We start from the raw sequence: 10,836 nt of genomic DNA, 5'->3' as shown, positions 1-10,836 counted from the left end.
TGCTCTTTAAAAGCAACAGCAAAAGCCCCCCGGTAACTCCCTTTTGACCAGCCATTCGGCTGTTGTAAAGCACTCCGCTTTCAACAGCCGAATGGCTGGTCAAGGGAGCGAAAGCCACATGGTTCTTCCCGGTCCCTGGTCCCCGCTTCTTCCTACTTGCCGCCGGCGGCCGAGCCGGCAGGCGCGGCCAGCTTGTCCAGCGCGGCGCGCAAGGCCTGCGGCGGCAGGTAGCCGCCCAGTTGGGTACCGTCCTCGGCGTAGATGGCCGGGGTGCCGGACACGCCGATGCGCTGGCCGACATCGAATTCCATGTTGACCGGGTTCTTGCAGTCGCGCGTCGGCACCGGCTTGCCGTTCTTGGCGTCGGTCAGCGCGCGCTTGCGATCGCTCGCGCACCAGACCGAAATCATGTCCTTGTGGTCCTTGCTGCCCAGACCCATGCGCGGGAACGCCATGTACTCCACCGCAATGCCCAGCTTGTGCAGCTCGGCGATTTCGCTGTGCAGCTTGCGGCAATAGCCGCATTCGATGTCGGTGAAGACGCTGATGGTGTACTTGGGATTGGGCGGGGCGAACACGATGCGGTCGCCGACCGGAATGGTCTTCAGCAGATCCTTGCGGTAGGTCGACAGCGCCGGGCTGCTCTGGGTCAGATCCTTCTGATCCTGCAGATCCAGCACCGTGCCCTGCATCAGGTAGCGGCCGTCGTCGCTGACGTAGATCAGCTGGCCGCCGGCGATGACTTCGCGAAAGCCCGGCATCGGCGCGGCGCCGACATAGTCGACGCTGATCTGCGGATTCAACCTGCCGATGGCCTGGCGCGCACGCTCGTCCGCCGAACCGGCCTTGGCAGCGGTAGCCGGGGCAGGTTTTGCTGCCGCAGGCGCCTGCGCCGCACCCGGTGCCTGCGGGGCCTGGGCGCAGGCGGAAAGGCTGAGCGCGCCCAGCATGGCGGCAACGGCGAATCGGGTCATCAACATGGTTCCTGTGGTGGCGCTTGGGCTGCGGCAGCTCGAAATGGAACGGAATCTTCGCACAGCCGCCCCGTCCCCCGGGTTAACCGCGCTCACAATCACGCGCGCGGGTGATGCTTGCCATGCAGTTGCTTGAGATGCTCGCGCGCCACCAGCGTGTAGATCTGGGTGGTCGACAGCGAGCTGTGCCCCAGCAGCAACTGCAGCGCGCGCAGATCGGCGCCGCGGTTGAGCAGGTGCGTGGCGAAACTGTGGCGCAGCCCGTGCGGGCTGATGCGGACCGGGTCGATGCCGGCGCCGGCGGCATAGCGCTTGACCAGTCCCCAGAACTTCTGCCGGCTCAGCGGCCGCCCGCTGGCCTCGATGAACAGCGCCGGCAGGCTGCGCTTGCCTGCCAGCGCCGGCCGTGCGCCGGCCAGGTAGGTTTCCAGCCAATGCTGGGCTTCCTCGCCCAGCGGCACCAGCCGCTCCTTGCTGCCCTTGCCGGTGACCCGCAGTACCCCCTGCCTCAGGTTCACCGCGTTGGATGGCAGTTCCACCAATTCGCTGACCCGCAAGCCGGCGGCGTACATCAACTCCAGCATCGCGCGGTCGCGCAGGCCCAGCGGCGATTCGGCATCCGGTGCCGCCAGCAGCGCGTCGATTTCCGATTCGGCCAATGCCTTGGGTAGCGAGCGTGGCAGCTTCGGCGGGTCCATCAGCGCGGTAGGGTCGTCCCGGCGCTGGTCGCGGCGCAGCAACAGCGCAAAGAAGGCCCGCAGCGACGACAGCAGCCGCGCGTTGCTGCGCGACGAATAGCCCTGGCGGGTGCGCCAGGCGAAGTAGTCGAACAACGCCGAGCGGTCCGCCCCGGCCAACCCGCCGTCGGCACCGTTGCGCCAGCGCGCAAACCCTTCCAGATCCCGGCGGTACCCATCCAACGACTGCTGCGCCAGTCCGTTCTCGGCCCAGATGGTGTCGATGAAGGCCTCGATGGCCTGCCGGTCCGGTTCCGGTACCGGCGGCAGCGCGTTGGCTTGGAGACGGCGTTCGGCGGGAGTGCGGGCAGGCATCGGCAAAGCATAGAGCGTGTTGCGGACTTTCAGCACGCCAGTGCGGCGTGAAATCCGGGCCAGCCGTTATCCTGTTGCGATGAGTTCCCCCGCCCCGACCCAAGAAAAACCGCGCGCGCTGATCGGCTGGCGCCTGCTGGCGCTGCTGTATGACCTCTGGCCGGCGCTGGCGGTGTGGATGCTGATCTCGGCAGGCTTCACCCTGGGCTACTACCTGACCGGCCACGGTGCGCGCGAGAACATCCCGCCGTTCAGCCCGCTGCAAATCGCCCTGTGGCTGGCCTGCTGGGGGGCCACCGGCCTCTACGCGGTGCTCAGCTGGCGCCGCGGCGGGCAGACGCTGGGCATGCGCCCGTGGCGGCTGAAGGTCGTGGCCGCGGGCGGCGGGGCACCGGGCGTGCGGGCGCTGTGGATACGCTTTGCCGTGGCCACGTTGTCGGTGCTGCTGGGCGGGCTGGGCTTCTGGTGGGCGTGGGTGGATCGTCGATGCCTGACACTGCACGACCGCGCCAGCGGCACACGGATGATTCGGTTGCCGAAGAATGCGCGGTAGGCTTCCGGCAAACGACACAGCGCTCATCAGAACAGGCACGTCATTATGTAGAAGCCGGCGGGCTGGGGGGTGCGGAGAGCCGCCCATGGATGGTCTGCGGTCCGATTTAAAGACACGAGGTCGTCAGGAGGGCGGAGCACCCCCAAGCCTGACGACCGGCGACTCCTGCCGAAGCCGACATCCCCGGAAACGGGAGAAGAACTCAAAAACCCCGCGTCTGGTTCAACTGCTTCGCCGCCGGAACATCAGCCCGGAGGTCAACAACAGCACGATCGACGGCAACGCGTAGGCGATGCGGAAATCCAGATGGAAAGCGCTGGCCAGGCGCACGAACATCGTCTGCAGCGCCCAGAAGCCCACCGCGAACACGATGCCCATAAACAGCCGCTTGCCCATGCCGCCGCTGCGCAGGCTGCCGAATGCGAATGGGATGGCCGCCAGGCACAGCGCCAGCACATTGAGCGGATAGAACCAGCGGCCCCAGTACAGATCCTCGTACTCGCGCGCATCCAGGCCATTGCGCTTGCGGTATTCGATGTTCTGGCCCAGTTCGCTGGTCGGCAGGTTGCGCGCACGGGTCATGCTGGAAGACAGCACCGCCGTGTCCAGGTCCGATTCCCAGCGCTCGCCGGCTATCTGCTGCTGGGTCACCGAACGCTCGTGGAAAGTCGTCCGGCGCACATTCTTCAGCAGCCAATAGCCTTCCATGTGATCGGCGGTCATCACATGGGCGATGGATGCCAGGCGGCCATCTTCGGCAAGCTCGTACAATTTCACGTCGCGCAGTTGCAGCCACTTCTTGCCGCCGTCGTCGCGCTCCTCGCCGCTCTGCGCGTACAGGAAGGTGTTGCCTTCGCGCGCCCACAGCCCGTAGTAGCGGTCCAGCGCCACATCGCCGAAACGGGCGCTGGTCTTGAGCCGGTCCGACTGTTGTTGGCCCCACGGTCCCAACGTCTCGCCGCTGAACACCATCAGTCCGGTCAGCAGCCCCAACGCCACCGCCACCGAAATGCTGAGCCGGCGCCGCGACAGTCCCAGCGCGCGCAGCGCGGTCAATTCCGAACTGGCCGCCAGCTGGCCCAGGCCCATCAGCGAACCGATCACCGCAGCGGTCGGAAACATCACATAGGCCCGCCGCGGCAGCGTATACAGCACCCCAGCCACGGCATGGCCGAAGGTGTAGTTGCCCTTGCCCAGGTCGCCTATCTCGCCGGACAGCGCCATCACCGCATCCAGGCCGACCAGCACCGCCCAGGTCAGCAGCACCGTGACCAGGACCACGCGGCCCACGTACAGATCGTGCAGGTTCGGGCGCAGCCTCATGCGCGCAGCCTCGGCCGGGAAACCTGCCCGTCGCGCCAGTAGAACCAGGCGGCGGCGGCCAGCAGCGGCAGGGTCAGCCACCACAGGCCCAGCACGCCGGGCAGCTTGCCGTCGGCCAGCAGCTGGGTGCCGTTGAACATCAGGCTGACGCCGACCAGGTAGGCCAGGAAACCCAGCATGACCCGGCCATAGCGGGTCTGCCGCGGCGCGCTGCGCGACAACGGCAGGGTCAGCAGCGCGAATGCCAGCGCCAGCAACGGCGGCGTCAGGCGGGCGTGCAGCTGCGCATTGGCCGCGGGGCGTTCATCGCCCAGCAGCGCCAGCGTGGTCGACCGCTGCGGGTCGTCCTGCTCCATGGTGTCGGCCCGCTCCGGCAGCGCCACTTCGTTGCTGGCATAGCGCATCAGCCGGTAATCCAGCCCCTGATCGGCCGGCCCCTCGACCCGGAAGCCGTCCTCCAGCCGCAGATAGCGGCTGCGCTCGCCTTCGAAGAACATCTGCCCGGACTTGGCGGTGACCACATCGATGCGGTCGTCTTTCTGCCGATGCATGAACACCCGCTGCAACCGGGTGCCGTCATCGGAAAGACCGCCGATGTAGACCACCGCACCGCTGGACAGCACGGTGAACTTGCCTGCATCCAGGCCCGACACCACCAGGCTGCGGTTGGCCTGCTCCAGCATCGAATCGGCAGTGCGCAGCGCCCACGGCCCCAGCCACAGCGAGCACGCGCCGACCAGCAGCACCACCGGCACCACCAGCAGCAGCAACGGTTTCAGCAGCCGCGCCGGCCCCACCCCGATGCCGGTCAGCACCGCCATTTCCGAGTCCCGGTACAGCCGCGAGAACGACAGCAGCAGTCCCAGCATCAGCGCCAACGGCACGATATAAGGCATGTAGCCGAGGAACTGCAGGCCCAGTTGCGACAGCAGCAGCCGCGCCGGCACCCTGCCATCGGCCACCTTGCCCAGCAGATCGGCCATGACCCCGCCCACGCTGACCATCAACAGGATGATCAGCGTCGCCAGGAAGCTCTGGGTGAATTCACGGAAAAGGTAGCGGTCCAGCTTCGGCATCGTGCTTGATTTACAATCCAGGGTTCGTTCGCTGGCGATCGGGCGGCGGTAGCGCAAACGCGCGCCGACTTCCGCCGGTAACCCGCGATTGTACGGAACTGACCATGGAATCTGCTCAATGACCCTGGAATTCACCCTGAACCACGATGCGCCGGCCGCGGCCGCTTTCGATTGCATCGTGGTCGGCGCCTACGCCGACAAGACCCTGACCCCTGCCGCCGAGGCCATCGACGCGGCCAGCGGCGGCAGGCTGAAGGCCCTGGCCGAGCGCGGCGACATCAGCGGCAAGACCGGCAAGACCGCCCTGCTGCACGACCTGCCCGGGGTGACCGCGGCGCGCGTGCTGGTGGTGGGCCTGGGCGATACGGGCAAGTTCGGGGTCGCCCAGTACCTGAAGGCGGTCGGCGATGCCGCCCGCGCGCTGAAGCTCGGTCCGGTCGCCAGCGCGCTGTTCACGCTGAGCGAGGTCGAGGTCAAGGACCGCGACAGCGCGTGGAAGATCCGCCAGGCGGTGATCGCCAGCGATCACGCCTGCTACCGCTATACCGCCACGCTGGGCAAGAAGAAGAACGACGACCCCGGCCTGAAGCAGCTGGCGGTCAGCGGCGACGACGCGCAGGCGCTGCAGCAGGGCCAGGCCATCGCCGCCGGCGTCAAGTTCGCCCGCGAGTTGGGCAACCTGCCGCCCAACATCTGCAACCCGGCCTATGTCGCCGACCGGGCCCAGGCGTTCGCCGCCGAGCATGCCGGCGCCGAAGCCGAAATCCTGGACGAAGCGCAGATGGAGGAACTGGGCATGGGCTCGCTGCTGGCGGTGGCCCGCGGCTCGGCCAACCGGCCGCGGCTGGTGGTGCTGAAATGGACCGGGGGCCAGGCAGACGCCAAGCCCTACGTGCTGGTCGGCAAGGGCATCACCTTCGACACCGGCGGCGTCAACCTGAAGACGCAGGGCGGCATCGAGGAAATGAAGTACGACATGTGCGGTGCCGCCAACGTCATCGGTACCTTCGTTGCCACCGTCACGATGCGACTGCCGGTCAACCTGGTGGTGGTGGTACCGGCGGTGGAGAACGCCATCGACGGCAACGCCTACCGTCCTTCCGATGTCATCACCAGCATGTCCGGCAAGACCATCGAGGTCGGCAATACCGACGCCGAAGGCCGCCTGATCCTGTGCGATGCGCTGACCTACGCCGAACGCTTCAAGCCCGAGGCGCTGATCGACGTGGCCACGCTGACCGGCGCCTGCATGGTGGCGCTGGGGCGCTACGCCTCGGGCCTGATGAGCAAGCACGACGATCTGTCCAACGAGCTGCTGGCCGCCGGCGAACAGGTGTTCGACCGCGCCTGGCGCCTGCCGCTGTGGGACGAATACCAGGGCATGCTCGATTCCACCTTCGCCGACGTCTACAACATCGGCGGCCGCTGGGCCGGCGCCATCACCGCCGGCTGCTTCCTGGCCCGCTTTACCGAAGGCCAGCGCTGGGCGCACCTGGACATCGCCGGCGTCGCCAACGACGAGGGCAAGCGCGGCATGGCGACCGGCCGGCCGGTGGGGCTGCTGACGCAGTGGCTGCTGGATCGAAGCGAGAAGTGAGCGCAGAGAAGTGAGAAGCGAGCAAAAGCTCCCGCCACCCACTCACTTCTCACTCCTCTCCACTCACTCCTGCCCTTATGCCCCGAGCCGACTTCTACCTGATCGCCAAGCCGCGGTTCCTGACCGAGCCGCTGAAGCTGGTCTGCGAGCTGGCTCGCAAGGCCTACGACGCCAACCTGTGGACGCTGATCCTGGCGCGCGACGCGGAGCAGGCCGAGGCGCTGGACGAGCTGCTGTGGGCCTTCGACGACGAGGCCTACATCCCGCACCAGATCGCCGGCACCGATGAGGAAGACGATCTGACTCCGGTGCTGATCGCCGCGCCGGAGTTCGACGCCCCGGCGCGCGCGCTGGTGATCAACCTGCGCGACGCCGCCTTCGAAGGTGCCTGCGAACGCGTGCTGGAAGTGGTCCCCGCAGATCCAGCGGCGCGCGAACCGCTGCGCGAACGCTGGAAGCAGTACAAGGCGCGCGGCTTTGCCGTGAACAAGTACGATATGTAAAAGCCAGGAACGAGTGGAAGCGGCCGCTTCGATTCCTTCGCCTCGTCGCCCCCTTTAGTTCTCCGTCCATCCGCAGCACCCTCTCGTTTCTCGTTCCTACTCACTCCCTACTCGCCCTATGTCCCTGGCCCCCAGCTACGATCCCAAATCCTTCGAATCCCGCCTGTATGCGCAGTGGGAGAACGCCGGCCATTTCAAGCCAACCGGCAAGGGCGAGTCGTATTCGATCCTGCTGCCGCCGCCGAATGTCACCGGCACCCTGCACATGGGCCATGCGTTCCAGCACACGCTGATGGACGCGCTGGTGCGCTACCACCGCATGCGCGGCTACGACACGCTGTGGCAGATGGGCTCCGACCATGCCGGCATCGCCACCGAAATGGTGGTCAGCCGCAATCTGGCGCAGGAAGGCAATGGTGAAACCCGCGATTCGTTAGGGCGCGAGGGCTTCATCGGCAAGGTCTGGGAATGGAAGGCGCAGTCCGGCGACATCATCGAGCGGCAGATGCGTCGGCTGGGCGCGTCGGGCGACTGGTCGCGCAGCACCTTCACGATGGACCCGCAGCCGTCGCAAGCGGTGATCGAAGCCTTCGTCCGGCTGTACGAGGAAGGCCTGATCTATCGCGGCCAACGGCTGGTCAACTGGGATCCGGTGCTGAAGACAGCCATCTCCGACCTGGAAGTGGAGAACGTCGAGGAAGACGGTTTCCTGTGGTCTATCCGCTATCCGCTGGCCGATGACCTGACCTATGAACACGTCGAGCGCGACGCCGACGGCAACGAAGTGTTGCGTGAGATACGCGATTATCTGGTGGTGGCGACTACGCGGCCAGAAACGATGCTGGGCGACGCGGCCGTGGCCGTGCATCCGGAGGACGAGCGCTACGCGCGCCTGATCGGCAAGACCGTCAAGCTGCCGCTGGCCGGTCGCGAGATTCCGATCATCGCCGACACCTATGTCGAGCGCGATTTCGGCACCGGCGTAGTGAAAATCACCCCGGCGCATGATTTCAACGATTACGAAGTCTGGACACGCCATAAGGATGAAGAACTGAAAGGCCTGCTCAGCGGCGGTTTGATCAACATCTTTACACCGGAAGCAAAAATCATCGGCGATGAAGGTACGACCAGCTATGGATCGGTGACTTCTAGCGCGATGGAGGCCCTCGACGCGGGCATCCGGGACGGCAGCGTCATCGAATCCATTCCTGCCAAGTATCGAGGCCTCGACCGCTACGAAGCCCGCAAGGCGGTACTGGCCGATCTGGAAGATCTCGGCCTGCTGGTCGAAACCAAGCCGCACAAGCTGCAGGTGCCCAAGGGCGACCGCACCGGCCAGGTGATCGAGCCGTACCTGACCGATCAGTGGTTCGTGAAGATGGACGCGCTGGCCAAGCGGGGCATGGAACTGGTTGAAGGCGTTGACGGCAAGCCAGGAGCGGTGAAGTTCGTCCCGCCGAACTGGATCAACACCTACCGCCACTGGATGGAAAACATCCAGGACTGGTGCATCAGCCGCCAGCTGTGGTGGGGGCACCGGATTCCGGCGTGGTTCGATGAGGCGGGCAACTGCTATGTCGCGCGCAGCGAGGAGGAAGCCTACGCACAGGCGGCCGCAAAGAGCGGCGGGTCCAGACCCGCCCTGCACCAGGACAACGACGTGCTGGAGACCTGGTTCTCCTCCCAGCTGTGGCCGTTCAGCACGCTGGGCTGGCCCAATGAGCAGGCGATGGCCGAGCGCGGCTTCGACCGCTACCTGCCGTCTTCGGTGCTGGTCACCGGCTTCGACATCATCTTCTTCTGGGTCGCGCGGATGATCATGGCGACCGATCACTTCACCGGGAAAATCCCGTTCAAGGACGTCTACATCACCGGCCTGATCCGCGACAAGGACGGGCAGAAGATGTCAAAGTCCAAGGGCAATGTGCTGGACCCGCTGGACATCATCGACGGCATTGCGCTGGAGGACCTGGTCGCCAAGCGCACCAGCGGTCTGATGCAGCCGAAGATGGCCGAGAAGATCGCCAAGGCCACGCGCAAGGAATTCCCCGACGGCATCATCGCCCACGGCGCCGATGCGCTGCGCTTCACCATCGCCGCGCTGGCCACGCATGGCCGCGACATCAAGTTCGACCTGGGCCGCGCCGAGGGCTACAAGAACTTCTGCAACAAGCTGTGGAACGCCACCCGCTTCGTGCTGATGAACACCGAAGCCCGGGATCCGGGACCCGGGACCCGGGACTCGGGCAAGCACCTGCCCGTCACCGACGCCGAAAAGTGGATCCTCGCGCGCCTGGCCAAGGTCAGCGTCGAAGCCGAAGCCCACTTTGCGCAATACCGCTTCGATCTGCTGGCGCAGTCGCTGTACGAGTTCGCCTGGAACGAGTTCTGCGACTGGTTCGTCGAACTGGCCAAGCCGGCGCTCAACGGCGACGACCCGGCTGCCGCCAACAGCACGCGCCACACCCTGCTGCATGTGCTGGAATCGCTGCTGCGCCTGCTGCACCCGCTGATCCCCTTCGTTACCGAGGAACTGTGGCAGCAGATTGCGCCACGGCTGGGTATTGCCGCTCCGACCATCTCATTGCAGGCCTATCCGACCGCCGCCGATTTCACCGGCCAGGATTACGCCCGCGCCGAAACCGACGTGGAATGGCTCAAGAGCATGGTGTCCGCGCTGCGCCGCGTGCGCAGCGAACTGAATGTGTCGCCCTCCAGGACGGTGCCCCTGCTGCTGCAGGATGGCGACGAGAAGGATCGTGCGCGCGTCGAACGGTTCGCACCGTCGCTGTCGTTCCTGCTGAAGCTGGAAAGCATTCGTTGGCTGGGCGCCGCCGAGACCGCGCCGGCTTCCGCCACCGCGGTCATCGCTGGCGGTGGGCCTGGCCCCGCCCTGCAGTTGCTGGTGCCGCTGGAAGGCCTGGTCGACCTGGATGCCGAACGTGTGCGCCTGGACAAGGAAATCAAGCGCGTGGAAGCCGAGATCGGCAAGTGCAACGGCAAACTGGGCAACGCCACCTTCGTGCAGAACGCGCCGCCGGCTGTGGTCGAACAGGAACGCGCGCGCCTGGCCGACTGGAACACCCAGCTCACCGCTCTGCGCGAGCAACGCGGCAAGCTGTAGGGCGGGCCCCGGCCCGCCATTGCCCTCTCATGCCAGCGACATCGCGTAACGGTTGCAATGCCCGGCGGATGCAAACGCTTCCGCACCCGGCATCAATCAGCGTTTGCGCAGCTGTCGCAATGGCAGGCCAAGCCCGGCCCTACAGCGGCGGCATCCGGGTGATGTCGTCGGATACCAGTTCCATCGCCATCACCAGCGCATCCTCGCGTCCGTCGCGGGCGGGGTAGTAGCGCGGGCGCCGGCCGATCTCGTTGAAGCCTTCGCTGTGGTACAGCGCAATGGCGGGAGGATTGGACGGGCGCACTTCCAGGAAGATGCGTTCGGCGTGCTGATCGCGCGCCATGCCGACCAGCGCGCGCAGCAGACGGCGGCCATGCCCGCGGCCCTGGCGTTCGGGCGCGGTGCAGATGTTCAGCACATGCGCTTCGCCCGCAGCCAGACTGATGATGCCGTAGCCGATCACGCAACCGTGTTCGGTCATCACCCAGGACGGGTATTGCGCCTTCAGGCAATCGCGGAAGATGCCGCGCGTCCATGGGAACGGATAGGCGCGTTGCTCGATCGCCATCACGTCGTCCAGGTCCGACTCGCGCATCGGCCGCAACGCGATGGCGGTTTGCGCAGCGTCGGAACT

9 protein-coding genes are annotated in these 10,836 nt (G+C 66.2%); 4 read left to right on the top strand and 5 right to left on the bottom strand.

The annotated features are described in order from the left end of the window. Positions 1-152: 152 nt before the first annotated feature. The gene (locus CRO39_RS16360; protein WP_097123135.1) at positions 153-974 is read right to left on the bottom strand and encodes a DsbC family protein; all 822 of its coding nucleotides are present in this window, start codon (positions 972-974) and stop codon (positions 153-155) included. A gap of 98 nt (positions 975-1,072) precedes the next feature. Continuing rightward, positions 1,073-2,026, bottom strand: a complete 954-nt coding sequence (xerD, locus tag CRO39_RS16355; RefSeq protein ID WP_097123134.1) for a site-specific tyrosine recombinase XerD — start codon at positions 2,024-2,026, stop codon at positions 1,073-1,075. Positions 2,027-2,105: 79 nt separating this feature from the next. On the opposite strand from xerD, the gene CRO39_RS16350 reads away from it, so the two are divergent. After that, positions 2,106-2,579 carry an RDD family protein gene (locus CRO39_RS16350; protein WP_097123035.1) on the top strand — a complete coding sequence of 158 codons (474 nt, stop codon included), beginning with the start codon at positions 2,106-2,108 and terminating at the stop codon, positions 2,577-2,579. Positions 2,580-2,801: 222 nt separating this feature from the next. On the opposite strand, the gene lptG is transcribed toward CRO39_RS16350, so the two are convergent. Next, positions 2,802-3,950, bottom strand: coding sequence for an LPS export ABC transporter permease LptG (gene lptG, locus CRO39_RS16345; protein ID WP_425479719.1), 1,149 nt, complete (start codon positions 3,948-3,950; stop codon positions 2,802-2,804). Beyond that, on the bottom strand, positions 3,899-4,978 hold the full coding sequence (gene lptF, locus CRO39_RS16340) for an LPS export ABC transporter permease LptF (protein ID WP_097123033.1): 1,080 nt from the start codon (positions 4,976-4,978) through the stop codon (positions 3,899-3,901). Before lptF ends, lptG begins: the two co-directional genes overlap by 52 nt. A 118-nt stretch (positions 4,979-5,096) precedes the next feature. Between lptF and CRO39_RS16335 the strand changes: the two genes are divergently transcribed. The 3 genes from CRO39_RS16335 to CRO39_RS16325 all read left to right on the top strand — a co-directional run bounded on the left by CRO39_RS16335 (position 5,097) and on the right by CRO39_RS16325 (position 10,202). Continuing rightward, the gene (locus tag CRO39_RS16335; RefSeq protein ID WP_097123032.1) at positions 5,097-6,575 is read left to right on the top strand and encodes a leucyl aminopeptidase; all 1,479 of its coding nucleotides are present in this window, start codon (positions 5,097-5,099) and stop codon (positions 6,573-6,575) included. 77 nt (positions 6,576-6,652) lie between these two features. Continuing rightward, positions 6,653-7,078 (top strand): DNA polymerase III subunit chi, encoded by a 426-nt coding sequence (locus CRO39_RS16330; protein ID WP_097123031.1) that lies wholly within the window; start codon positions 6,653-6,655, stop codon positions 7,076-7,078. A 118-nt stretch (positions 7,079-7,196) separates the two neighbouring features. Then, complete coding sequence (locus tag CRO39_RS16325; protein ID WP_097123030.1) at positions 7,197-10,202, top strand: valine--tRNA ligase; 3,006 nt, start codon at positions 7,197-7,199, stop codon at positions 10,200-10,202. A 139-nt stretch (positions 10,203-10,341) separates the two neighbouring features. On the opposite strand, the gene rimI is transcribed toward CRO39_RS16325, so the two are convergent. Then, positions 10,342-10,797 carry a ribosomal protein S18-alanine N-acetyltransferase gene (rimI, locus tag CRO39_RS16320; protein WP_097123133.1) on the bottom strand — a complete coding sequence of 152 codons (456 nt, stop codon included), beginning with the start codon at positions 10,795-10,797 and terminating at the stop codon, positions 10,342-10,344. Between the last annotated feature and the right edge of the window lie 39 nt (positions 10,798-10,836).

Origin of the sequence: Pseudoxanthomonas wuyuanensis (assembly GCF_900215535.1) — a bacterium.
GTDB classification, from domain to species: Bacteria; Pseudomonadota; Gammaproteobacteria; order Xanthomonadales; family Xanthomonadaceae; genus Pseudoxanthomonas_A; species Pseudoxanthomonas_A wuyuanensis.
This window is presented reverse-complemented; position numbering and strand designations above follow the sequence as displayed.

What these genes read in the sequence shown, in the direction of transcription:
- CRO39_RS16360 (WP_097123135.1), bottom strand. Translation starts at nt 974, where the DNA reads ATGACCCGATTCGCCGTTGCCGCCATGCTGGGCGCGCTCAGCCTTTCC.
- xerD (WP_097123134.1), bottom strand. Translation starts at nt 2,026, where the DNA reads ATGCCTGCCCGCACTCCCGCCGAACGCCGTCTCCAAGCCAACGCGCTG.
- CRO39_RS16350 (WP_097123035.1), top strand. Translation starts at nt 2,106, where the DNA reads ATGAGTTCCCCCGCCCCGACCCAAGAAAAACCGCGCGCGCTGATCGGC.
- lptF (WP_097123033.1), bottom strand. Translation starts at nt 4,978, where the DNA reads ATGCCGAAGCTGGACCGCTACCTTTTCCGTGAATTCACCCAGAGCTTC.
- CRO39_RS16335 (WP_097123032.1), top strand. Translation starts at nt 5,097, where the DNA reads ATGACCCTGGAATTCACCCTGAACCACGATGCGCCGGCCGCGGCCGCT.
- CRO39_RS16330 (WP_097123031.1), top strand. Translation starts at nt 6,653, where the DNA reads ATGCCCCGAGCCGACTTCTACCTGATCGCCAAGCCGCGGTTCCTGACC.
- CRO39_RS16325 (WP_097123030.1), top strand. Translation starts at nt 7,197, where the DNA reads ATGTCCCTGGCCCCCAGCTACGATCCCAAATCCTTCGAATCCCGCCTG.
- rimI (WP_097123133.1), bottom strand. Translation starts at nt 10,797, where the DNA reads ATGCGCGAGTCGGACCTGGACGACGTGATGGCGATCGAGCAACGCGCC.